The following is a 22,112-nucleotide window of genomic DNA, read 5'->3' on the forward strand; positions in this document are numbered from 1 at the left end:
AAACCCCCGTACCGGGAAACGGTACGGGGGTTTTCTGCGTTCCGGATCAATTTCCGGATCGATTCCCGAGCGTCGCTTAGGGTCGTGTCATGCGCTATGACCTGGTGATCTTCGACAACGATGGCGTCCTGGTGGACAGCGAGCCGATCTCCAACACGATCCTGGCCGCCTATCTCACCGAGCTTGGGCACCCGACCTCGTACGAGGAGTCCCTCAGGGACTACATGGGGGCAGCCGTGCACCGTGTCCACGACCTTGTCCAGGAGCGTACGGGCAGGCGGCTGCCCGACGATTTCGACGATGTCCTCCACGCGCGCGTATTCGCCGCGTTCGAGCGGGAGTTGGAACCCGTTCCCGGTGCCGTGCAGGTTCTCGAGAAGCTGGCCGCGGACGGGGTGCCGTACTGCGTGGCCTCCTCCGGGAGCCATGAGCGGATTCGGGTGGGGCACCGGAAGACGGGACTCGACCGGTGGTTCGACGAGGGGCGTGTCTTCAGTTCGCAGGACGTGGGGCGGGGCAAGCCGGCGCCGGATCTGTTTCTGCACGCGGCCGAGCGGATGGGCGTACGGCCTCAGCGGTGTGTCGTCGTGGAGGACAGCCCGCTCGGTGTGCGGGCGGCGAACGCTGCCGGGATGGACGTGTACGGGTTCACGGCGATGACGCCCGCGGCCAGGCTGGCCGGAGCCACTCAACTCTTTTCCGACATGGGAGAGTTGGCTGACCTGCTCGTATGACGGTGCCCATCGCCCGGCACTGACATTTGTCATGGCGAGCTCCGGACGATCGTTTCTGTTGGCGGACAGGGTCCGACCGCGAAGCTGAGTACATCGAAACGGGACGTACACAGTGACGACGGAGGGACCCGACCATGAGCATCACGGCCACTGAGAGCAGCGTCGAGGCGCCTGCTGCGACGACCGCCGCCGCCGCTCCCGCCGCTCCCGCCGATCCCGCCGTCGGCGACGTTGGGAGCGGCGTCCGGCCGAGCTTCCTCCCTCTGATCCTGGACGTGGCGGTGCCGATGGGGTCGTACTACCTCCTCAAGAGCGGGTTCGGGATGAGCACCGTGGCGGCGCTGGGATGGAGCAGCGTGGTGCCCGCCATGCGGACCGTGTGGGGCGTGGTGAAGGAGCGGAGGTTCAACGGGCTCGCCGGGCTGATCCTCTTCGTCAACGTCGTCGGGCTGCTGCTCAGCCTGGTCGCCGGTGACCCGCGGCTGATGCTGGCCAAGGACAGCGGGGTCAGCAGTGTGGTCGGTATCGGCATCCTGGTCTCCGTGATGCTGGGGAAGCCGATGATGACGACGGCGCTCAAGCCGTTCATCACCAAGGGCGACGCCGTGAAGACCGCGGCCTGGGAGCGGCTGCTCAGCGGCTCCGAGCGGTTCCGGAAGTTCGAGCGCACCTTCTCCCTCGTCTGGGGCGTGGCCCTGTTCGGCGAGTGCCTGGTACGGATCGTGGGCGCGTACACGCTGCCGATCGACACGATGGTCTGGCTCGGCACGGTCATCATGATCTCCACGATCGCCCTGGCCATGCTGTTCAGCGGTGCCCTCGCCGCAGGTCCGATGGAGAAGATGGTGGAGGACGAGCTCGCCGCCCGGGCTCGGTAGGACCGTCCAGCCGTAGAGCTGAGCAAAATTCATCTTCGGCTTGATCTACCCACCGGTAAGCCGGGGCCCTACGCTCGCCGCCATGACAGATGTGCTGCGGCGCGGTAGGGCCTCTTTGGCGTTCAGTTTCTTCGCCCAGGGCGCCACCTTCGCGCTGCTCGTGACGCGCATTCCGGCCATCCAGGACCGCTACGGGGTCTCCGACGCATTGTTGCCCGCCTTCCTGGCCGCCGTGCCGATTCTCGCCGGCGTCGGAAGCGTGGCGACAGAACAGCTGGTCAAGCGAATACGGCCCAGCCGCCTGCTGCGCTGGTCCCAGCCCGTCGTGCTCCTGGCGCTGCTCGGGGTCGGATCCGGTGACCACCTGGCCGAGCTGGCGATCGCGCTCGGCGCCTTCGGGCTCGCGGTGGGCGCGCTCGACGCCTCCATGAACATGCTCGGCGTGAGTCTGCAGCGGACGTACGGGCGCAGCATCATGCTCGGCTTCCATGCCGCGTACAGCCTCGGCGGGATCGTGGGCGCCTCGCTCGCGTGGGCGGGGGCGCACTGGCATCTGTCGTTGTTCGTGTCCTACCTGCCGGTGGTGCTCCTGCTGCTGCCGGCCACCTTCGTCGGCAGTCGGTGGTACGTGGACGGGGGCGCCCCCGATGCGAAGGAGGCGGTCGAGGCCGGGCCCGTCGTCTTCAAGCTGCTGCTGCCGCTCTGTCTGGTGATGACGTTCGCGTACATCGGGGACTCCACGGTCTCCAACTGGAGCGCGAAGTATCTGCAGGACGTGTTGGGCAGCTCGGAGCAGCTGGCGACCGTTCCGTACAACGTGTACATGGTGATGACCCTGGTGGGGCGCGCCGTCGGGGACCTCGGGGTGCGGCGGTTCGGGGCCGTGGCCGTCGTACGGCTGGGGGCGGTCGTCGCGGCGCTCGGGTTCGCGGTGGTGGCGGTTGCGCCGGGGGCATGGGTGGGGATGCTCGGGTTCACGCTCCTGGGCCTGGGGCTGTGCGTGATCGTGCCGCAGACCTTCGCGGCGGCGGGGCGGCTCTTCCCGGGGGCGTCCGACACGGCGATCGCGCGGCTGAACATCTTCAACTACGTGGGGTTCTTGATCGGTTCACCGTTGGTGGGTGCGCTCGGGGACGCCTGGAGCTACCGCGGCGCGATGCTCGTACCGATGGTGCTCGTCCTGGTGACCTTGGGGTACGCCCGGTCGTTCGCTCCTGAACCAAACCGATACGGTGACGGACATGAGCGGCCGCGCACAGCTGATGTGGGACGAGGCAGTAACGGGCTATGACTTCGGTCCGGAGCACCCGATGGATCCGGTCCGGCTCGCGCTGACCCGGCGACTGGTCGACGCCTTCGGGCTCGACCGCGAGGTCGACGTGGTCGCGGCGAAGCCCGCCGGGGAGTCGACGCTGCGGCTCGTGCACCGCGAGGACTACGTGGAGGCGGTCAAGGCCGCTTCCGCCGATCCGGATTCCGCCGACCCGTCGTACGGGCTCGGAACCATGGACGATCCCGCCTTCGCCGGGATGCACGAGGTGTCGGCGCTCATCGCCGGGCAGTCCGTGGGGGCGGCCGAAGCGGTGTGGCGCGGGGACGCGCTGCATGCGGTGAACTTCGCCGGCGGGCTGCACCATGCGATGCCCGGTGGCGCGTCCGGGTTCTGCATCTACAACGACGCCTCGCTGGCGATCGCGCGGCTGCTCGAGCTGGGCGCGGAGCGAGTCGCGTACGTGGATGTGGACGTGCACCATGGGGACGGGGTCCAGGCGGCCTTCTGGGACGACCCGCGGGTTCTGACGATCTCGCTGCACGAGCATCCGCGGACGCTGTTCCCGCAGACCGGGTGGCCGGAGGAGACCGGCGCCGACAGCGCGGAGGGCTCCGCCGTCAATGTCGCCCTGCCCGCCGGGACCGGGGACGCGGGGTGGCTGCGCGCCTTCCACTCGGTGGTGCCCGAGCTCCTCGCCGATTTCCGGCCGCAGGTTCTCGTCACCCAGCACGGCGCCGACACCCACTTCGAGGACCCGCTCGCGCATCTCGCGGTCTCGCTCGACGCGCAGCGGGCCGTGCAGGTGGCATGCCACGAACTGGCGCACGAGTACGCGGACGGGCGGTGGGTCGCGCTCGGTGGTGGCGGGTACGCCGTGGTGGACGTCGTGCCGCGGTCCTGGACGCATCTCGTCGCCATCGCTGCGGGGCGGCCCATCGATCCCGAGACGGTGATTCCGGAGAGCTGGCGGCAGGAAGTCTTCGCCCGTACGCGGCAGTTGGCGCCGGTGCGGATGACGGACGGACGGTGGCCGCTGTCCTGGAAGGACTGGGAGTCGGGGTACGACCCGGCGGACCGCCTCGATCAGGCGATCGTGGCGACGCGCCGGGCCGCGTTCCCGCTGCGGGGACTTCTGCCGTAGTCCGCTGCGGGACCACGGCCGAAGTGCACTGCGGGCGGGGCTTACCGCCGTAGACCCTCGGTCGACGAGATCAGTAGCACAGGCTCGTGTCCGAGTTGTAGTAGATGTCGATCGTGCCGCTCCACGTCATGCATTCGCCGGCCTTCGGGTGCTCCTTGTACACGGGACCCGCGTACGTGGTGAACGAGCCGTAGTCCCGGGCGGGGCTGCCGCTGGTGGGGTCGGTGTCGAGCGTGACCTCCATGAACACCCGGGCGCCCGGGTTGTTGCGGACCGTCACGGCGCAGAACCCCTGGTTCCCGACGTTGTACGTGACGTACGTGGTGCCGATGGCGGTGGTCGGCGAGGACTTGATCGGCGTGGACGCGACGACCCGGTAGCCGGTGCCGCAGGCGCCGTTGTACGCGGCGGTGGTGGCGGCGGACGCCGGAGTGGTCGCGGCGAGGGTGCCGCCGAGGGCCAGGACGGCGAGCGCGGCGGCGGTTGTCGTACGACGGGACAGGTTCATGGTGTTCCCCCTGTGATGACAGCGATGAGAGCGACGACAGCGATGTCTTTGGTGACAGCGACGTCTGTGATGACAGCGATATTTGTGATGACAGTGATGTCTGTGATGGCAGCAATGTCTGTGATGACTGTGCTGAATGTGATGAGCGTGCTGAATGCGGCGAGCGTGGTGAGTGTTGATCACTGTGCCGACTGCGCCGTCGGTCAACTGGCGCCTGCCGCACACGTGTTGTGAGACCAGGGGGTCCGGGCATTGGTTGTGGGGCCATTTGTCACTGTTCCGTCACCGGCGTCACGCGGATGCGATGCCATCGCACGGCATCCCGGGGTACCCATTAGGCCAACTGTGCGGCATTTTCCGTGTTTTGGGCGTATGGCGGTGGCCGATGCGCCAGCATCGCTGACGTGTTGAGCACCGGAGCATTGCGTGCACACCTTCTGGCCGCCCGGTTGGCCGGGCCCGTGGCCACCTCGCGCGAGGAGAGCCTGCGCAGCTATCGGCTCTTCGCCGCCCGCGATCCCCGCGTACTGCTCGGGCTCGATCCCGAATGGACCTGGCAGCAGCGGGACTTGATCGAGTTGATGGCCGACAAGTGTGGGGTTTCGGCCGATCCGTCGCACACGTCAGGGCATGACGTGATCGATCCCGAGCGGACCCTGGCGGCTCTCGATGCCTTCGCGGAGCGGATCGGCGAAGCCGCCCGTAACCGTGACCCGGTGCTCCTCGGCACCGGCCATCCGCATCGGCTGATCGGTTTCTACGCTGCGCTGGCGGACGCGCTGTCGGCGGCGGGGTGTACCGTCCTCACTCCCGCGCAGGGTGGTTGTGTCGACATAACGACCCGGTTCGGCCTACGCACGTACAACCTTGACTACGTACAAGGTGTCGCGCTGGTGCGCGAACCCGGCGTGCAGGCCACCGGTCGTGCGACCGGCGCGCACACCCACTCACCCCTCCCGGTTCGGACCGCCCTGGCCGCGGCCGCGGAGTCCGGCGGGCCGCTCCCGGAGCTCGTCATCGGGGACCACGGATGGGTCTGCGGAGCAGGTCAGCTGGGGTTCGAGGCGATGGGGCTGGCGGATACGGACGATCCTGCGCTCTTCGTGGGAGAGGCGGAGGGGCAGGTGTCCGTCGTCGTTCCGCTTGATGACGCTGTGCGGTCTGATTACTACCGACCGCTTACTCGCTATGTACTCAATCGAGCGTGTCTGTCACAGTAGGCGGCCGATGGCAGCTCCTCTTCCCCACTCGCATCACCCGCCCCTACTCTGGGGAGTGAGCACGCAACGACGAAGTGTCACCGGAAGGGGAAGCCGGTGGCCGTCGAGTGCGGAAGGTTCAGGTGTGTCATGGCTGCAGCTGGCGAGAGGCCTCTGAACGAGGTTCAGTTCCTGACCGTGGCGGAAGTCGCCTCGGTGATGCGAGTGTCGAAGATGACCGTGTACCGCTTGGTGCACAGCGGTCATCTGCCGGCCATCCGGGTGGGGAGGTCCTTCCGGGTGCCGGAGCAAGCGGTTCACGAGTACCTCCGCGAGAGCTATGTGGGGGTGGAGACAGCCTGACGGTGTTCCGGGAGAGCGGTTCAAGATCTCCCGGAACCCCTCGATTACGACCTCGGCGTTCGGACCGGTAGGCTGGCCCCTCATAGGTCGTGTGGGCCCATGCAGCCCAGCACCGAGTAAAGAGAAGTGAGCGAGGGTAGTCGTGGGCTCTGTTATCAAGAAGCGGCGCAAGCGGATGGCGAAGAAGAAGCACCGCAAGCTGCTCAAGCGCACTCGCGTTCAGCGTCGCAACAAGAAGTAAGCGGCGCCGCAGAAGCGCGTGCTGTGGCCCCCTACCAGTCGGTGGGGGGCCACAGTCGTATCCGGGACGACGTCCGGATACCGGGGCGACGTCCGAGATGATGGCCGAGCTCGCGGTCGAATCGTTTCCAGCCATGCGAACACTGGGCGTACGCCTGTAGGCCGAATGGCTTGGTCTGGTCGTACGTCTGTGGGTGTCGTCACTTCGTGCATCGGGCGGTCATCACAGCGCAACAACAACCCGCTAAGTTGGCGGCACACGGGGAACGCGGCAGGGTACGAGCAGAGCTACGTCCAGTTCTGGAAGGAAGGCGCTGATCTTGGGGAAGGTCGTGCTCGTGACCGGAGTGGCCCGACAGCTGGGGGGCCGGTTCGTACGACGGATTCAGCGTGACCCGCAGGTGGACCGGGTGATCGCCGTGGACGCGGTGCCACCCGAGCACCATCTCGGCGGTGCCGACTTCGTCCAGGCCGATATCCGGCAGCCCACCATCGCGCGGGTGCTCGCCGAGCACTCCGTCGACACGGTCGTTCACATGGACGTGACAGGCACGGCGCTGGGCAGCGGCAGCCGGACCACGGTCAAGGAGACCAACGTCATCGGCACCATGCAGCTCCTCGGTGCCTGCCAGAAGTCCCCGACCGTCAAGCGGCTCGTCGTGAAGTCCAGTACGAACGTCTACGGCTCCGCGCCCCGTGACCCGGCTGTCTTCACCGAGACCACCCCGCCCAAGTCGCTGCCCAGTGGCGGCTTCGCGAAGGACACGGTGGAGGTCGAGGGGTATGTGCGCGGCTTCGCGCGGCGCAGGCCCGACGTCGCCGTGTGCGTGCTGCGGTTCGCGAACATCCTGGGGCCGAGCGCGGACTCGCCGCTCGCCTCGTATTTCTCGCTGCCCGTGCTGCCGACCGTGTTCGGCTACGACCCGCGGCTGCAGTTCGTGCACGAGGACGACGTGATCGAGGTGCTGCGGATCGCCTCGCACGAACCGGAGCGCGGGACGCTCAACAGCGGGACGTTCAACATCGCCGGAGACGGCGTCCTGCTGCTCTCCCAGTGCGCGCGGCGCCTGGGCCGCCCCACCGTGCCGCTGCTGCTGCCCGCGCTCAGCTGGGCGGGCACGGCGGTGCGTACCCTGGGCGTGACGGACTTCTCGCCGGAGCAGCTGCGGCTGCTGACGCACGGTCGGGTCGTGTCCACGAACCAGATGCGCGAGACGCTGGGGTACAAGCCGAAGTACACGACGGCGGAGACCTTCGCGGACTTCGCCCGCAGTAGGGGGCCCGGACTCCTGCCCCCCGAGGCCCTTGCGGGGGCCGTCGACCGGATCGCCGCGCTGCCCCACCTGGGCGGCGGCCACCCCCCGACGCAGAGCGCCAACTGAGGAGCGCATCAACGATGGCGGACGCCAAGGTCATTCCGTTCGACGACGACCGGTCGCGCGGGGGTGCTGTGCAGCGCCCGCCGCGGCGGCGGAGCGCGGGGAGCCGGCGCAAGGGCGATCCCGTGCTGGTACGTGAGGTACAGCCCCTGCCCGGGCGGGCGGTCCAGCAGGATGATGTTCCCGTGACACGTGAGGAACAGCCGCCCCAGAAGCCGCAGGAGAGCCCGGGCGGCGGCCTGGAGCGGCGTATCGCCGGCGGCCTGGCCTTCCTGCGCCGACGCCTGACGGGCGACTACGAGATCGACGACTTCGGCTACGACGCCGAGCTCACCGACCAGGTCCTGATGTCCCTGATCCGTCCGCTGTACGAGAAGTACTTCCGCGTCGAGGTGAAGGGCATCGAGAACATCCCGTCCGAGGGCGGGGCGCTGATCGTCGCCAACCACTCGGGGACGCTGCCGCTGGACGGCCTGATGATGCAGGTCGCCGTCCACGACAACCACCCCGCGGGCCGCCATCTGCGCCTTCTCGCCGCCGACCTGGTCTTCATGCTGCCGGTCGTCAACGAGCTGGCCCGCAAGGCCGGTCACACGCTTGCCTGCGCGGAGGACGCCGAACGGCTCCTGGAGCGCGGCGAACTGGTCGGCGTGATGCCGGAGGGCTTCAAGGGCATCGGCAAGCCGTTCAGCGAGCGCTACAAGCTCCAGCGCTTCGGCCGCGGCGGCTTCGTCTCCACCGCGCTGCGCCAGGGCACCCCGATCATCCCGTGCTCGATCGTCGGCGCGGAGGAGATCTACCCGATGATCGGCAACGCGAAGACCCTCGCGCGCCTCCTCGGCTTCCCGTACTTCCCGATCACTCCGACCTTCCCGTGGCTCGGCCCGCTCGGTGCCGTCCCGCTCCCCACGAAGTGGACGATCCAGTTCGGCGAGCCGATCCCCACGGATGGCTACCCGCCGGAGGCGGCGGAGGACCCGATGCTGATGTTCAACCTGACCGACCAGGTCAGGGAGCAGATCCAGCACACGCTGTACAAGCTGCTGGTGCAGCGGCGGTCGGTCTTCTTCTGATCATGGCCATACGTTTCTTCTGAGCATGCTCACATCCTCTCTTCTGAGCATGCTCATATCCTCCGGGCATGGTCGTACGACGGTGGGGGCGCCCTTCTCCAGAAGGGCACCCCCACCGTCATATCGGAGCTACTTGCTGTCCTCGCTGTCGATGCCCAGCCCCGGCAGGAGGCCGGGCAGCAGGGGCGGCAGTGTGACGTCGGGTTCACCGGCCGGCGTGCTCTTGCTGCTGGACGGGGACGAGCTGGTGTCGTCCTTGGGCGGGTCAAGGAGACCGCCCGTGCTACCGCCGAGCAGGCCCTCGCTGCTGCTGCCCGAGCTGGAGGGCTTGGGCTTGCCGCTGCTGTGGCTGCCGGTGGAGGAGCTGCTGGTGGCGCTGGGCGCCGAACCGTCCGTACCGGACGTGCCGACGGACTCTTCGCTCCTGCCCCGATGGCGGCCGGTGCCCTCCGTGGAGGGGGACTGCGGGAGCAGCGAGCGCAGCGGGCCGACCTCGTCGTCTATGGCGTCGAAGACCGACGACACCTGCTCACTGACATCGCCGAGCTGCACGGGCAGCCGGTCGCGCAGCGCGCCCCAGGCCTGACGATGCGACTGGGAGAAGGCGGACAGGGCCTGGATGGGGCCCAGCGAGCCGTCCCGCTCGTACGCCTCGTGCAGCAGGCGGTGGCCTTCTGAGGCATCGTGCTGCATGCCCGACAGGGCACGGCGGACCTCGCCCAGGGACTCGTGGTCGAGCTGCCCCGAACGGCCGCGCTCCATCAGTCGGCGCGCTTCGCTCAGCCGGGTCGAGGCCTGGTCGAGGTAGACCTCGCCCCGGTCGCTGTCGCCGTGGGCCAGGCCCAGTTTGATGTCCTCCATGCCTCGCTTGAGCCCGTAGAGCGAGTCACCGGGCAGGGCGTCGGAGCTGGCAGCGGCCACGCCGCCGAAGGCTCCAGCGGCCACACCTACGGTGAGCCCGCCCGCGGCCAGGCCCTTCGACAGCCGGGATCGCGGTCGCAGCTTTCCCATCCCGCTCGCCCGGTGTGCGCCCCTGGCCCGATGGGACCGTTGCTCGGGCACCGCAGGGTCCAAACCATCGCCTCCGGCGGCGGTGCCCTCCAGCAGCATGGCCTCCATCGCGGCGACGAGCTGCGCTCGCTGCACGACCTTGACCTCGGGGTCCAGCTCCGGTTTGGGCAGCTCGCCGAGACCGGTGGCGAGGGCCAACAGCAGGCCCTGCTCGGTCTGTTCCGACGCAGCCTGGGACGGTGCCGATCCATCGGGCTGCTCGGCCGCCGTGCCCTGGTCGGAATGCTCCTCCAGGGCCTGGGCGAAGGCGTTCGCCCGCCGGTGTGCCGATACGTTCGCGATCACTGGCGGCACCTCCTCTCGTCATGACGGTCGACTCCCCAGGGGGTCCTGAGGGTTGCACTGCCTGACCAGATCCACACGATCGAGTGATCGGTGCTGGCCAGGGTGTGACCACAGGGAGCCTGTATCCCGCACAACGAGCGTCGCGGCACTTGGGTTACGGACGACGGATGATCGGACCACGAAGTCAACGGACTTTTACAGACGGTGAGTTGAGCGTCGCTGAGCGTATGGAGCCGTACGGGGATCTTGCGCGGTATGGACGTGTCTCGGTGGGTCTCAGCGGGCGTCGTCCGGAAGGAGCCGGGCGAGGGTGCGCACGGCCCGGTACTGGAGGGTCTTGATGGCGCCCTCGTTCTTGCCCATCACCCGGGCGGTCTCGGCGACCGAGAGTCCCTGGAGGAACCGGAGCGTCACGCACTCCTGCTGCTGGGGGTTGAGCCGCCGAACGGCGTCCAGCAGCGCCGCGTTCGACAGGGACTCCAGGACGGAGTCCTCGGGGGAGCGCTCGACCTCGTTGGCGTCGAGCATCTCCCCGGTCGTCACCTCCAGCCGGAAGCGGCTGGACTTGAAGTGATCCGCGACGAGATTGCGGGCGATGGTGACCAGCCAGGCGCCGAAGTCGCGGCCCTGCCAGGTGAAGGTGCCGATCCGTCGCAGCGCCCGCAGAAAGGTCTCACTCGTGAGGTCCTCCGCGGTCGCCTTACCCCCCACCCGGTAATAGATGTACCGATAGACCGTGTCGCTGTACTGGTCGTAGAGACGTCCGAAGGCGTCGGCCTCGCCGGCCTGGGCGCGCTCCACGAGGTCCATCATCCGGGCGCTGTCACTGTCTGCGGCCGGGCGGCGTGCGGTGGTGGTTGAGCCCGAGCGGCCCCGTCTGCCGACCGCCGCGTTGCCGTCGGCCAAGGCGTAGCAGGGGCCGACGGGCGCGGGGACGGCGAAGGCGGGGACGGCGTACGCGGTGGGGACGAAGCCGCGCAGACGGTCCAGGACCGTTGCGCGCAGCGTAGCCAGGCCCGAGGCGTCAACCCCGACGTGTGAGTACACGGGACTCCCAGAGGCAGAGCTTCCATCACGTGCAGTGCGGGACCTTTCACCCGTCGTAGCGACGGAGGGGTACCGGTTTGCGTCTGAGGAGAATAACGCTTCGTACAGGCAGCGCTACACCCAGTTGCTCAAATCATCGATTACGTCGCTTCTGTTACCGATTGACGCCTCTTCAAGTACCGGACACTGACCAGTTGTTGATCGGATTAGTCCGCGTTCCGTTTGAGTGCGGGGCGTGTTGTGGCCGTCTGCGGTTAACGGGACTGGCGGGGGCGGCGGGCGGGTAGAACCCCGTGATTGCCTCCGCCCCACGACTCGGGCCGAGCTCCCAGCGTTTTCGCCCCCTCCGCCCCTACCCGTCCCGCATCCGGGGGCTGCGCCCCCAGCCCCCCTCGGCCTTGACGGCCGCGCCCTCAAACGCCGGACGGGCTAAAGACATGCCGGCCGGGGCGGAGGGGGCACCCGGGGCGGGTGGGACACAGACGCGGCAGTGGACGCACGCCCCACGGCTGTCCTACGCCTCGACGGACCCACACTCGCCCATGCACATCCCGAGAATCCGCACCTGCGGACGCAAGCCCTCAGACGCCCATCCACGTCCCGTGGATCCGGAGTTGCGGACGCAAGCCCTTACGCACCACCCGCAGACGCCCATGTGCGTCCCGGATCCGCAGTCGCGGACGCACGTTTCCGGCCGGAAGGAGACTGCAATTCCCACGCACCCGCAGTCGCCAGAGCACGGAAGGGGCCGTGCCGGTACATCACATGCCCCGTCGCTTACGTGGTTGCCAACAGGCAGAGCTGTGAAAGCCAAGCGATCTGCCACCGGCGACGGGGCGGATGTACCGGCACGGCCCCGACCCACCCACCGGCGGAAACGCGATGGGCGGCGACGCCGGCGACGTCAGCGATGCCAGCGGCGCCCAGCGATGCCGGCGACGTCAGCGGCGCCCAGCGATGCCAGCAGCGCCAGCGGCGCCGACGGCGTCAGCGGCGCCGGCGGTGCAGGGCGATCGCCGCGGCCGTGCCGCCCGCCACCGCGCCGACCCCCGCCGCCGCCGGAATACCGACCTTCGCGGCCCTGCGCGCCGTGCGGTAGTCGCGCAGGCGCCAGTCGAAGGTGCGGGCATGCTTGCGGAGCTTCGTGTCGGGGTTGATGGCGTAGGGGTGGCCGACGAGCGAGAGCATCGGGATGTCGTTGTGGGAGTCGCTGTACGCCGCGCAGCGGGAGAGGTCCAGCCCCTCCGCCGAGGCCAGCGCCCGCACCGCCTCCGCCTTCGCCGGCCCGTGCAACGGCTCGCCCACCAGCTTGCCCGTGTAGACGCCGTCCACCGACTCCGCGACCGTGCCGAGGGCCCCGGTCAGACCCAGGCGGCGGGCGATCACCGTGGCGATCTCGACCGGAGCCGCCGTGACCAGCCATACCTTCTGGCCCGCATCGAGGTGCGCCTGCGCCAACGCCCGCGTACCCGGCCAGATCCGCTCGGCCATGTACTCGTCGTAGATCTCCTCGCCGATCGACATCAGCTCAGAGACCCGATGGCCCTTGACGATCGACAGCGCCGAGTCGCGCGCGTCCTGCATGTGCTCGGGGTCCTCGACCCCGGCCAGCCTGAACCACGCCTGCTGCCAGGCGAATCGGGCGAGGTCGCGCGTCTCGAAGAACTTCCGTTTGTACAGGCCCCGGCCGAAGTGGAAGAGGGCAGCACCTTGCATCACGGTGTTGTCGAGATCGAAGAACGCGGCGGCCTTGTCGTCGCCGAGCACCGGGAACTCCGGTTCCTCGACGGAGACATCCGGCGCGGCTTGCGCGAGATCCTCCAGTTCCTGCGAGGACTTGCGCGCTGCCTCCGCCGAGGCCTCGCCTGCCAACACGCTCCGCGCGGTAGCGGAGCGCCTACGAGGAGTGAGCCATCCGAGAGCGGCCATGTCGTGAGCATAGCCAGTTTGTTCGGTGCTTCCGGAGTCGAGAGGATTCGGTGCTGTGAACTCTCCGCGACCGAGCCGTTAAAGATGCGCTGCGGACGGCGCGTCGGACCAGTCCGTGGGCGTGTTGTCGTGTGAGGGACCGACGGGGATCCCGTGGGGCGCGGTGGCGCGAGAATGGCCGGTATGAGTTCCATGTTCCGGCGCGGTGGGCGTCGTACGGAGAAGAAGGCTCCCGGGGAGCGGCTGGTCACGCTGATCAGGAAGCCCGGGTGTCATCTGTGCGATGACGCACAGGTGGTGATCGAGAAGGTGTGTGGTGATCTGGGGGTGCCCTGGGAGTACAAGGACATCACTCAGGACGAGGAACTGCACCGCGAGTACTGGGAACAGATCCCGGTCGTGCTGGTGGACGGCGCCCAGCACACCTTCTGGCGCGTGAACGAGGAACGCCTTCGCAAAGCCCTCACGCAGTGAAATCCGTGGGGGGATGCTCATCGTGGCCCTGATGTGACCTGACTGAGCAGTCCAAGTGGTCCGGAAAGTCGCCTAGGATCGACGGCGATTGGTCTCGGGGGCGGGATTCGTTGAGGAGAGTGTGCGGCTTTGCCCCCTTCAGGTGCGGAACGAAGCTGTCCGTGCGCCGGTTCCATACGCACGCGCCGGGCACGCGTGACCCCGGTCACGTTGGCCGGGCAAATCGGACACCATCTTTGTGCACGCGTTCACAAAGACATAGCCTGCATTCGACGGGGCGGTCTAGGTACGTGTGACCGCCTGCAGCCCCGCTCTACCCGCAGGAGCACCGTGGCAACTGGCCGAACTCACCGACCGGCGACCCGCAGCCGAGGGATTCCCGAGGCCACTGTCGCCCGGCTTCCGCTGTATCTCCGAGCCCTCACCGCACTGTCGGAGCGCTCGGTACCCACGGTCTCCTCCGAGGAGCTCGCGGCCGCGGCGGGGGTCAACTCCGCGAAGCTGCGCAAGGATTTTTCCTACCTCGGCTCCTACGGGACGCGTGGTGTGGGGTACGACGTCGAGTATCTCGTGTACCAGATCTCCCGCGAACTGGGCCTGACCCAGGACTGGCCGGTTGTGATCGTCGGTATCGGTAACCTCGGCGCGGCGCTGGCCAATTACGGAGGGTTCGCGTCCCGTGGGTTCCGGGTCGCCGCGCTGATCGACGCCGATCCCGAGATGGCCGGCAAGCAGGTCGCGGGAATCGCCGTGCAGCACAGCGACGGCCTGGAGAAGATCATCGACGAGAACGGCGTGTCCATCGGGGTCATCACGACCCCGCCGGGCGTCGCCCAGCAGGTCTGCGACCGCTTGGTCGCCGCTGGGGTCACCTCCATCCTCAACTTCGCGCCGACCGTGCTGTCCGTCCCGGACGGCGTCGACGTACGCAAGGTCGATCTCTCCATCGAGCTGCAGATCCTCGCCTTCCACGAGCAGCGCAAGGCCGGCGAGGAGGCCGAGGCCCAGGCGGGCGCCGCGGTCCAGGCCGCCCAGGAGAACAACCGCAAAGGGCCTGACGGGGACGTCCCCGCCGTGATGCCGGCATGAGTCTCCTCGTCGTCGGGCTGAGTCACCGCAGCGCTCCGGTCAGCGTCCTGGAGCGGGCCGCGCTGTCCGCGGACGCCCAGATCAAGCTGCTGCAGGACACGGTCGCCGCCGAGCCGGCCACCGAGGCCACGGTGCTCGCCACCTGCAACCGCATCGAGCTGTACGCCGACGTGGACAAGTTCCACGCGGGTGTCGCCGAGCTGTCCACGCTGCTCGCCCAGCACAGCGGGGTCGGGCTCGAAGAGCTCACCCCCTACTTGTACGTGCACTACGAGGACCGGGCGGTCCACCACCTCTTCTCGGTGGCCTGCGGGCTCGACTCGATGGTGGTGGGCGAGGGCCAGATCCTCGGTCAGATCAAGGAGGCGCTCGCCACCGCCCAGGAGCTGCACACGGCGGGCCGCCTGCTGAACGACCTCTTCCAGCAGGCGCTGCGGGTCGGCAAGCGCGCCCACTCCGAGACGGGCATCGACCGCGCAGGACAGTCCCTGGTCACCTTCGGCCTGGAGCAGCTGTCGTCCGGCGCCGCCGTCGACGCCTGGGTCAAGGGCAAGCGCGCGCTGGTCATCGGCGCCGGCTCCATGTCCTCGCTGGCCGCCGCGACGCTCGCGCGCGCCGGGGCCGCCGAGATCGTCATCGCCAACCGCACGCTCGACCGCGCGGAGCGCCTCGCCCAGATCCTCACCGACGGTGACGACACGGACGTGCTGGCCCGCGCGGTACCGATGGACTCGGTGCCGGTCGAGCTGACACGTGCCGACATCGCCGTCTCCTGCACCGGCGCCACGGGGCTCGTCCTGACTGCCGCGTCCGTCACGGCCGCCGTCGAGGGACGCACGGGGCAGCCCATGGCTCCCGCGGCCGAGGATGCCGACTCCGGCCGTACGGCGTCGGCCACGGCTGTCTCACAGCACGCATCGGCCGTATCGCAGCACGCATCGGCCGTGACCCAGGACGCCTCTGCCGCGTCCCAGAACGCACCGCTCGCGCCCACCAGCGTCGGCACCGAAGAGGGCTGCCCCCTCGACCTGTCCGCCGTGCAGGGCACGGCCGGCTTCTCGGTGCTCGGTGAGGCCGCCGTCGCCGGCATGGCCGCGGCGGAGCTGGAACAGCACGCGGCGTGGGTGGACAAGGGCGACGCGGCGGGCCGCGCACAGCGCCCGGCCGCGGGTTCCGTCACCGTGCTCGACCCGGAGGCCGACGCGGACGCCATCGCGGCGCTCGCGGCCGCGGTCGCCACCGTCGGGCGCGTCCCCGAGCGTCGCAGGCCCGAGCCCGTCGCCGAGGCCCCGCGGCCCGCACCCGTGCTCGCGCTGCTCGACCTCGCGATGCCCCGCGACATCGACGCGGCCGTGCACCGGCTGCTCGGAGTGCGGCTCGTCGACATCGAGTCGCTGGCCGAGGCGTCCGCCGACGCGCCGATGGCCGCCGATGTGGACCAGGTGCGCAGGATCGTCTCCGACGAGGTCGCCGCCTTCAGCGCCGCCCTGCGGGCCGCGCACATCACCCCCACCGTTGTGGCGCTGCGCACCATGGCCGCCGACCTCGTCGCGAGCGAGATCGCGCGGCTCGACGGACGGCTGCCCGACCTCGACGACAAGCAGCGGGGCGAGATCACCCAGACCGTGCGGCGCGTCGTGGACAAGCTGCTGCACGCGCCGACCGTACGGGTCAAGCAGCTGGCCGCCGAGCCCGGCGGTGCCGGGTACGCGGACGCGTTGCGCACCCTGTTCGACCTGGACCCCGAGACGGTCGCTGCCGTCTCGCGGGCCGAGAACAACACCGAGAACGCCAAGAACCGAGGGCGAGCATGAGTGAGCACCCACTGAGGCTGGGGACCAGGCGCAGCAAACTCGCCATGGCCCAGTCCGGGCAGGTGGCGGACGCCGTGAGCCAGGTGACTGGACGGCCCGTCGAGCTCGTTGAGATCACGACGTACGGGGACACCTCCCGCGAGAGCCTCGCGCAGATCGGCGGCACGGGCGTCTTCGTGACCGCGCTGCGCGACGCGCTGCTGCGCGGCGAGGTCGACTTCGCGGTGCATTCGCTGAAGGACCTGCCGACCGCGCAGCCCGACGACCTCGCGCTGGCCGCCGTGCCGGTGCGCGAGGACCCGCGCGACGTGCTCGTCGCCCGCGACGGACTCGCCTTCGCCCAGCTTCCCGACGGTGCGCGCATCGGCACCGGTTCGCCGCGCCGCATGGCCCAGCTGAACGCCTACGCGCGCAATCACGGGATGACGATCGAGACGGTCGCGATCCGGGGGAACGTCGACACCCGGATCGGATACGTACGCAGCGGGGAGCTCGACGCCGTCGTGCTCGCCGCCGCCGGACTCAACCGGATCGGCCGTATCGACGAGGTGACCGACTTCCTGCCGGTCGACACCGTTTTGCCCGCCCCCGGCCAGGGGGCCCTCGCGATCGAGTGTGCCGCGGACAACGCGGACCTCATCGCCGCGCTCGGAGAGCTCGACGACCCGTTCACCCGGGTAGCCGTGACCGCCGAGCGATCTCTGCTTGCCGCCCTGGAGGCCGGCTGCAGCGCACCTGTGGGTGCGTTCGCCGACCTGCTGGCCGACGGGCAGATTGTCAAGGAAATGCGCCTGCGCGGCGTCGTCGGCACGACCGACGGCTCGACGCTGGTGCAGCTGTCCACCACCGGTCCCGTGCCCGAGACACATGACCAAGCAATGGAGCTCGGCCGTGAACTCGCCGCCGAGATGCTTGCCAAGGGCGCGGCCGGTCTGATGGGGGAGCGAGCACTTTGAGCCCCACCAACCTTCCCGCCGGTCCGGAACATGGGCACGTCACCTTCCTCGGTGCCGGACCCGGAGATCCAGGACTGCTGACACTGCGCGCTGTCGAGGCGCTCGCGAACGCGGACGTCCTCGTCGCCGAGCACGAGGTGCTCGACGTGGTCCGTGTGCATGCCAGACAAGGCGTCGCCGTCCTGAACACGGATCCGGACACTTCTTCGGACCCGTACTTGGGCACAGGCACGCCTCAGCTGACGGTTGTTGACGGCACGTCAACAACCGTTGGTGACCCCGCGTCGAGGGACGCCGCCAATCTTGTCATGGAGGCCGCGCGGGGCGGCAAGCGGGTCGTACGTGCGGTGTCCGGGGACCCGGGACTTGATACGTACGCCGCCGAGGAAATGCTCGCCTGCGTCGCCGCGGGCGTTCCGTTCGAGGTGGTGCCCGGTATCGCGGCCGCCGTCGGTGTGCCCGCGTACGCGGGTGTGCCGCTGCGTGACGCGCAGGGCGCGGATGTGCGATTCGTCGACGCGCGGACGGCCTCGGACCGGTGCTGGACCGAGGTCGGGGCATCGGACGGCACGCTCGTGGTGTCCGCGACGCTCGACTCGGTGGCTTCGGCCGCGGGCGAGTTGGTCGCGGCGGGGCGCAAGCCCGACACCCCGATGACCGTGACGATCGCCGGTACGACCACGCGCCAGCGCACCTGGTCGGCCACCCTCGGCACCATCGCGCAGACGCTGAAGCAGGCGAAGGTGCTGCCGTCCCCGGACGGGGGCCGCCAGGTGATAGCCGTGGTCGGTGAGCGTTCCGCCGCCGCCCAGCGCGACCAGTTGTCGTGGTTCGAGTCCAAGCCGCTGTTCGGCTGGAAGGTGCTCGTGCCGCGGACGAAGGAGCAGGCGGCTTCGCTCTCCGACCAGCTGCGGTCGTACGGGGCCGTGCCGCACGAGGTGCCGACGATCGCCGTCGAACCGCCGCGCACGCCCCAGCAGATGGAGCGCGCGGTCAAGGGACTCGTCACCGGGCGGTACGAGTGGATCGCCTTCACCTCGGTGAACGCGGTCAAGGCCGTGCGGGAGAAGTTCGAGGAGTACGGGCTCGATGCCCGTGCGTTTGCCGGGATCAAGGTCGCGGCGGTGGGGGAGCAGACGGCGAACGCACTGGTCGCCTTCGGCGTGAAGCCGGATCTCGTCCCTTCGGGGGAGCAGTCGGCCGCCGGTCTTCTTGAGGACTGGCCGCCCTACGACCCCGTCTTCGACCCGATCGACCGGGTGTTCCTGCCGCGTGCCGACATCGCCACGGAGACGTTGGTCGCCGGGCTCATCGAGCTGGGCTGGGAGGTCGACGACGTCACGGCCTACCGGACCGTGCGTGCCTCGCCGCCGCCGGCGGACACGCGGGAGGCGATCAAGGGGGGCGGTTTCGACGCCGTGCTCTTCACGTCGTCGTCGACGGTGCGGAACCTGGTGGGTATCGCGGGCAAGCCGCACAACGTGACGGTGATCGCGTGCATCGGTCCTGCCACCGCCAAGACGGCGGAGGAGCATGGGCTGCGGGTCGATGTCATGGCGCCGGAGCCGTCCGTGCACAAGTTGGCCGAGGCGTTGGCGGACTTCGGGCTGCGCCGCCGGGCCGCAGCCCTGGAGGCCGGTGACCCCGTCACCCGGCCCAGCGAGCGGCGTCCGGGGTCTCGGCGGCGCCGGACCACCTAGCGCCCGCGGGGGCAGGGGTGGGGTGGTTTCTCGCCCCCTCCGCCCCTGCCCGTCCCGTACCAGCCTGTCGGCTGCGGGTGTGTGGGGGCTTGTCGCGCAGTTCCCCGCGCCCCCTTCAGGGGCGCGGGGAACTGCCCAGTCCCTGCCACACGTACCGGCAAGCTGTCGGCAAGGGGGCCGGTGGAGCGGGCGTAGCGTAGAGAGCATGACGAAGTACGGATCCTTCCCCGGTACGCGGCCGCGGCGGCTGCGTACCTCGCCCGCGATGCGGCGTATGGTCGCCGAGACCCGCCTGCACCCCGCCGACTTCATCCTCCCCGCGTTCGTGCGGGAGGGCGTGAGCGAGCCGGTGCCGATCGGGGCGATGCCCGGGGTCGTGCAGCACACCCGGGACAGCCTGAGGAAGGCGGCCGTGGAGGCGCTGGAGGCCGGGGTCTCCGGGATCATGCTGTTCGGCGTGCCGGAGGACGAGAAGAAGGACGCGGTCGGGACGCCGGGGACGGATCCGGACGGGATTCTGCAGGTCGCGATCCGCGATGTGCGCGCCGAGGTCGGCGACGAACTGCTGGTGATGTCCGACCTGTGTCTCGACGAGACGACCGATCACGGGCACTGCGGGGTCCTGGACGAGCAGGGGCGCGTCGACAACGACGCCACCCTGGAGCGGTACGCCGAGATGGCTCAGGTCCAGGCCGACGCCGGTGCGCACATCGTCGGGCCCAGCGGCATGATGGACGGCCAGATCGGGGTCGTCCGGGATGCCCTCGACCAGATCGGGCGCGAGGACGTCGCCATCCTCGCCTACACCGCCAAGTACTCCTCCGCCTTCTACGGCCCCTTCCGGGAGGCCGTCGCCTCCTCGCTGAAGGGCGACCGGAAGACGTATCAGCAGGATCCCGCCAACGCGCGGGAGTCCCTGCGGGAGTTGGCCCTCGACCTGGAGGAGGGGGCCGACATGGTGATGGTCAAGCCGGCGGGCCCGTACCTGGACATTCTCGCGAAGGTCGCCGACGCGGTCGACGTGCCCGTCGCCGCGTACCAGATCTCCGGCGAGTACTCGATGATCGAGGCGGCCGCGGAGAAGGGCTGGATCGACCGGGACAAGGCGATCCTGGAGACCCTGACCGGCATCAAGCGGGCGGGTGCGCAGAACATCCTCACCTACTGGGCCACCGAAGTCGCACAGAAGCTAGGACGCCAGTAGTTCCACCAGACGTGAGAGGCCGTCGTCCGCGTACCCCTCGGCGACGGCCCGGTCCAGCAACTCGCGCATCGGCTCGAGGAGTTCGGTGCGGATGCCCTGGTCGGCGAAGGTGTGCAGGAGGCCGGGGAAGGCCGCCCGGCTCACGGCGAGGCTGGAGACGTCGGTGAGATGGCGGCCGGTGTCGACGGCGTGTGCCGTGCCGGGCACCAGGCCGTTCGCCATCACCGTCAGCCAGTCCTTCAGCAGGGGGGCCAGCTCCCCGGCGGGGATGCCCTCCGAGCGGATCAGCGCGTAGGCCTGGGCCACCCCCGCGACCATGCCGTACATGCCTGTCAGCAGGGACAGGTCGTACAGGGCCGCCAGGCCCGGATCCGTGCCGGTCCAGCGGGTGCCGCCAAGGGCGGCGAGGGTGCTGTGGTGCTTCCCGTACGCCCGCTCGTCGCCGCTGTAGAGGATGTACGCCGCCGGGGTGGCGATCATCTGCGGCACGGCCATGATGCCGCCGTCCACGTACGCGATGCCGTGCTCCTCCGCCCAGGACGCCAACTTCCTTGCCTCGACGGGCGTTCCGTTGGTGACGTTCACCAGGGTGCGGCCGGTGAGGTCGGTGCTGTGCGGGCGGAGGAGTTCGGTCACGTCGTCGTACGTCGTGAGGCAGACGAGGGTGAGGGGGCCGGCCGTGATGGCATCGGCGGGGGTCTCGGCCGGGATGGCGCCCTGCGCGGTGAGGGGGCCCGTCTTGGACGGTGTGCGGTTCCAGACCGTCGTGGGGTGGCCCGCCTTCAGGAAGGCGGCGGCCAGGGCCGTGCCCATGAGGCCGAGGCCGAGGACGCCGACCGGGGGCTTGGCGTGATCGTCGGGTGAGGTCGTCATGACGAACATGCTGGTCGGACCCCCAACTCGCCACAAGTACCCACTTATTCGTCAGCTGCTGACCCTTTGGTAAGTGATGCTCGGCAGCCCTCGGCTCCGCTCAGTAGGCCAGCGCGTCGTCCAGGCTCTGCTGCCAGTACGTCACCGTGAGCTTGTCGTCGACGTACACGCCCTTCGAGGGGAGCGTCGGCCGGGCGCTGCTGCCCTTGTCGAAGGCGACCGTGAGCGCTTTGGCCGTGTAGCCGTTCCCGCCGCTGCCGTCGCCGGCGGAGAGGAGTACGCCCGCGTAGCCGGACTCGCCGGGAGCGAGCGTGACGACCGCCTGGGGGTGGGTCTCCTCGGCGACCGGGGGGACCGACTGGGCCTCGCCGAAGCGGGCGATGGGGTAGCCGGTGAGGTCGCAGTTCTTCGAGCCGGTGTTGGTGACGGTGAGGAGGAGGTGGTTGAGGGGGCGGGAGACTTCGGTGGCGGTGGTCTTGGTGTTGGCGCCGTTGCAGGGGGTGTTGCGCGTGCTGCCGCCGCCGTTCGACGTGCCGGTGGATCCGCCGGTCGTGCCTCCGGTGCCCTTGCCCGTGGAGCCGCCCGTGGAGCCGCCCGTGGACCCGCTCGTGGTGCCGCCCGTCGTGCCGCCGGTGTTCCCGGCCGGCTTCGCCGTCGAGCCCCCGGCGGGCGCCGACCGGCTCGGCTGAGTGGAGGGCTTGGACGCGGAGGACGGGCCCTCGTCCCGTACGCCCTTCCCGTTGTCGCACGCCGAGAGGGCGAGCGCGGCGAGCGCGACCGTCGTGGCGGCGAGGAGACGAGTGCGGGCGGTGCGTGCGGACATGGGTGATCCCCCTGTGTGGTGTGGCTGGTTGAGGTGGCCGCTCGACCGGTCGAGGGGAG

22 protein-coding genes are annotated in these 22,112 nt (G+C 69.5%); 16 read left to right on the forward strand and 6 right to left on the reverse strand.

What is annotated here, in order from left to right:
• The first annotated feature begins 89 nt into the window (after positions 1 to 89).
• The 4 genes from IEY95_RS37225 (at position 90) to IEY95_RS37240 (ending at position 4,026) form a co-directional block, all read left to right on the forward strand.
• Entirely contained in the window at positions 90 to 734 is a 645-nt protein-coding gene (locus tag IEY95_RS37225; protein WP_189190633.1) for an HAD family hydrolase, read from the forward strand.
• 134 nt (positions 735 to 868) lie between these two features.
• Entirely contained in the window at positions 869 to 1,612 is a 744-nt protein-coding gene (locus IEY95_RS37230; RefSeq protein WP_229703607.1) for a VC0807 family protein, read from the forward strand.
• An 82-nt stretch (positions 1,613 to 1,694) separates the two neighbouring features.
• Positions 1,695 to 2,903: an MFS transporter gene (locus IEY95_RS37235; protein ID WP_189190634.1), complete on the forward strand. Its 1,209-nt coding sequence runs from the start codon at positions 1,695 to 1,697 to the stop codon at positions 2,901 to 2,903.
• Positions 2,854 to 4,026 carry an acetoin utilization protein AcuC gene (locus IEY95_RS37240; RefSeq protein WP_189190635.1) on the forward strand — a complete coding sequence of 391 codons (1,173 nt, stop codon included), beginning with the start codon at positions 2,854 to 2,856 and terminating at the stop codon, positions 4,024 to 4,026. The genes IEY95_RS37235 and IEY95_RS37240 overlap by 50 nt, the downstream gene beginning before the upstream one ends.
• A gap of 70 nt (positions 4,027 to 4,096) precedes the next feature.
• Here IEY95_RS37240 and IEY95_RS37245 read toward each other — a convergent pair whose 3' ends face one another.
• Positions 4,097 to 4,534: a hypothetical protein gene (locus IEY95_RS37245; RefSeq protein ID WP_189190636.1), complete on the reverse strand. Its 438-nt coding sequence runs from the start codon at positions 4,532 to 4,534 to the stop codon at positions 4,097 to 4,099.
• A 15-nt stretch (positions 4,535 to 4,549) separates the two neighbouring features.
• Between IEY95_RS37245 and IEY95_RS37250 the strand changes: the two genes are divergently transcribed.
• The 6 genes from IEY95_RS37250 to IEY95_RS37275 all read left to right on the forward strand — a co-directional run bounded on the left by IEY95_RS37250 (position 4,550) and on the right by IEY95_RS37275 (position 8,788).
• Positions 4,550 to 4,768 (forward strand): hypothetical protein, encoded by a 219-nt coding sequence (locus IEY95_RS37250; protein WP_229703608.1) that lies wholly within the window; start codon positions 4,550 to 4,552, stop codon positions 4,766 to 4,768.
• A gap of 170 nt (positions 4,769 to 4,938) precedes the next feature.
• On the forward strand, positions 4,939 to 5,754 hold the full coding sequence (locus IEY95_RS37255; RefSeq protein WP_189190638.1) for a phosphatase: 816 nt from the start codon (positions 4,939 to 4,941) through the stop codon (positions 5,752 to 5,754).
• Between the two features lie 129 nt (positions 5,755 to 5,883).
• Positions 5,884 to 6,096 (forward strand): helix-turn-helix domain-containing protein, encoded by a 213-nt coding sequence (locus IEY95_RS37260; RefSeq protein ID WP_004984898.1) that lies wholly within the window; start codon positions 5,884 to 5,886, stop codon positions 6,094 to 6,096.
• 142 nt (positions 6,097 to 6,238) lie between these two features.
• Positions 6,239 to 6,337, forward strand: a complete 99-nt coding sequence (locus IEY95_RS37265) for a 30S ribosomal protein bS22 (protein ID WP_003948845.1) — start codon at positions 6,239 to 6,241, stop codon at positions 6,335 to 6,337.
• Positions 6,338 to 6,656: 319 nt separating this feature from the next.
• Entirely contained in the window at positions 6,657 to 7,718 is a 1,062-nt protein-coding gene (locus IEY95_RS37270) for an NAD-dependent epimerase/dehydratase family protein (protein ID WP_189190639.1), read from the forward strand.
• Between the two features lie 14 nt (positions 7,719 to 7,732).
• Positions 7,733 to 8,788, forward strand: coding sequence for a lysophospholipid acyltransferase family protein (locus IEY95_RS37275; protein ID WP_189190640.1), 1,056 nt, complete (start codon positions 7,733 to 7,735; stop codon positions 8,786 to 8,788).
• Between the two features lie 129 nt (positions 8,789 to 8,917).
• Here IEY95_RS37275 and IEY95_RS37280 read toward each other — a convergent pair whose 3' ends face one another.
• From IEY95_RS37280 to IEY95_RS37290, 3 genes are all read right to left on the reverse strand, one after another.
• Positions 8,918 to 10,144 carry a DUF5667 domain-containing protein gene (locus IEY95_RS37280; RefSeq protein ID WP_189190641.1) on the reverse strand — a complete coding sequence of 409 codons (1,227 nt, stop codon included), beginning with the start codon at positions 10,142 to 10,144 and terminating at the stop codon, positions 8,918 to 8,920.
• A gap of 276 nt (positions 10,145 to 10,420) precedes the next feature.
• Positions 10,421 to 11,191, reverse strand: a complete 771-nt coding sequence (locus IEY95_RS37285) for an ECF subfamily RNA polymerase sigma factor, BldN family (protein WP_189190642.1) — start codon at positions 11,189 to 11,191, stop codon at positions 10,421 to 10,423.
• Positions 11,192 to 12,178: 987 nt separating this feature from the next.
• Positions 12,179 to 13,120 (reverse strand): HAD family hydrolase, encoded by a 942-nt coding sequence (locus tag IEY95_RS37290; RefSeq protein WP_189190643.1) that lies wholly within the window; start codon positions 13,118 to 13,120, stop codon positions 12,179 to 12,181.
• A gap of 174 nt (positions 13,121 to 13,294) precedes the next feature.
• Between IEY95_RS37290 and IEY95_RS37295 the strand changes: the two genes are divergently transcribed.
• The 6 genes from IEY95_RS37295 to hemB all read left to right on the forward strand — a co-directional run bounded on the left by IEY95_RS37295 (position 13,295) and on the right by hemB (position 20,357).
• A complete protein-coding gene (locus IEY95_RS37295) occupies positions 13,295 to 13,594 on the forward strand; it encodes a glutaredoxin family protein (RefSeq protein WP_189190644.1) in 300 nt (99 codons plus the stop codon).
• Positions 13,595 to 13,924: 330 nt separating this feature from the next.
• Entirely contained in the window at positions 13,925 to 14,683 is a 759-nt protein-coding gene (locus IEY95_RS37300) for a redox-sensing transcriptional repressor Rex (protein WP_189190645.1), read from the forward strand.
• Complete coding sequence (locus IEY95_RS37305; protein ID WP_189190646.1) at positions 14,680 to 16,497, forward strand: glutamyl-tRNA reductase; 1,818 nt, start codon at positions 14,680 to 14,682, stop codon at positions 16,495 to 16,497. Before IEY95_RS37300 ends, IEY95_RS37305 begins: the two co-directional genes overlap by 4 nt.
• Positions 16,494 to 17,453, forward strand: coding sequence for a hydroxymethylbilane synthase (gene hemC / locus IEY95_RS37310; protein WP_189190647.1), 960 nt, complete (start codon positions 16,494 to 16,496; stop codon positions 17,451 to 17,453). Before IEY95_RS37305 ends, hemC begins: the two co-directional genes overlap by 4 nt.
• Positions 17,450 to 19,153, forward strand: coding sequence for a bifunctional uroporphyrinogen-III C-methyltransferase/uroporphyrinogen-III synthase (locus IEY95_RS37315; RefSeq protein ID WP_189190648.1), 1,704 nt, complete (start codon positions 17,450 to 17,452; stop codon positions 19,151 to 19,153). The genes hemC and IEY95_RS37315 overlap by 4 nt, the downstream gene beginning before the upstream one ends.
• 205 nt (positions 19,154 to 19,358) lie before the next feature.
• Complete coding sequence (gene hemB, locus IEY95_RS37320; protein ID WP_189190649.1) at positions 19,359 to 20,357, forward strand: porphobilinogen synthase; 999 nt, start codon at positions 19,359 to 19,361, stop codon at positions 20,355 to 20,357.
• Here the strand turns inward: hemB and IEY95_RS37325 are convergent.
• On the reverse strand, positions 20,343 to 21,230 hold the full coding sequence (locus IEY95_RS37325) for an NAD(P)-dependent oxidoreductase (RefSeq protein WP_189190650.1): 888 nt from the start codon (positions 21,228 to 21,230) through the stop codon (positions 20,343 to 20,345). The two genes, hemB and IEY95_RS37325, sit on opposite strands and share 15 nt — an antisense overlap.
• Before the next feature lie 100 nt (positions 21,231 to 21,330).
• On the reverse strand, positions 21,331 to 22,053 hold the full coding sequence (locus tag IEY95_RS37330) for a DUF4232 domain-containing protein (protein WP_189190651.1): 723 nt from the start codon (positions 22,051 to 22,053) through the stop codon (positions 21,331 to 21,333).
• Positions 22,054 to 22,112 lie beyond the last annotated feature (59 nt).

Source organism: Streptomyces albiflavescens, assembly GCF_014645835.1.
In the GTDB taxonomy this organism is placed as follows: Bacteria; Actinomycetota; Actinomycetes; order Streptomycetales; family Streptomycetaceae; genus Streptomyces; species Streptomyces albiflavescens.

What these genes read in the sequence shown, in the direction of transcription:
- IEY95_RS37325 (WP_189190650.1), bottom strand. Translation starts at nt 21,230, where the DNA reads ATGACGACCTCACCCGACGATCACGCCAAGCCCCCGGTCGGCGTCCTC.
- IEY95_RS37260 (WP_004984898.1), top strand. Translation starts at nt 5,884, where the DNA reads ATGGCTGCAGCTGGCGAGAGGCCTCTGAACGAGGTTCAGTTCCTGACC.
- IEY95_RS37230 (WP_229703607.1), top strand. Translation starts at nt 869, where the DNA reads ATGAGCATCACGGCCACTGAGAGCAGCGTCGAGGCGCCTGCTGCGACG.
- IEY95_RS37245 (WP_189190636.1), bottom strand. Translation starts at nt 4,534, where the DNA reads ATGAACCTGTCCCGTCGTACGACAACCGCCGCCGCGCTCGCCGTCCTG.
- IEY95_RS37225 (WP_189190633.1), top strand. Translation starts at nt 90, where the DNA reads ATGCGCTATGACCTGGTGATCTTCGACAACGATGGCGTCCTGGTGGAC.
- IEY95_RS37290 (WP_189190643.1), bottom strand. Translation starts at nt 13,120, where the DNA reads ATGGCCGCTCTCGGATGGCTCACTCCTCGTAGGCGCTCCGCTACCGCG.
- IEY95_RS37305 (WP_189190646.1), top strand. Translation starts at nt 14,680, where the DNA reads ATGAGTCTCCTCGTCGTCGGGCTGAGTCACCGCAGCGCTCCGGTCAGC.
- hemC (WP_189190647.1), top strand. Translation starts at nt 16,494, where the DNA reads ATGAGTGAGCACCCACTGAGGCTGGGGACCAGGCGCAGCAAACTCGCC.
- IEY95_RS37295 (WP_189190644.1), top strand. Translation starts at nt 13,295, where the DNA reads ATGGCCGGTATGAGTTCCATGTTCCGGCGCGGTGGGCGTCGTACGGAG.
- IEY95_RS37330 (WP_189190651.1), bottom strand. Translation starts at nt 22,053, where the DNA reads ATGTCCGCACGCACCGCCCGCACTCGTCTCCTCGCCGCCACGACGGTC.
- IEY95_RS37235 (WP_189190634.1), top strand. Translation starts at nt 1,695, where the DNA reads ATGACAGATGTGCTGCGGCGCGGTAGGGCCTCTTTGGCGTTCAGTTTC.
- IEY95_RS37275 (WP_189190640.1), top strand. Translation starts at nt 7,733, where the DNA reads ATGGCGGACGCCAAGGTCATTCCGTTCGACGACGACCGGTCGCGCGGG.
- IEY95_RS37250 (WP_229703608.1), top strand. Translation starts at nt 4,550, where the DNA reads ATGACAGCGATGAGAGCGACGACAGCGATGTCTTTGGTGACAGCGACG.
- IEY95_RS37240 (WP_189190635.1), top strand. Translation starts at nt 2,854, where the DNA reads ATGAGCGGCCGCGCACAGCTGATGTGGGACGAGGCAGTAACGGGCTAT.
- hemB (WP_189190649.1), top strand. Translation starts at nt 19,359, where the DNA reads ATGACGAAGTACGGATCCTTCCCCGGTACGCGGCCGCGGCGGCTGCGT.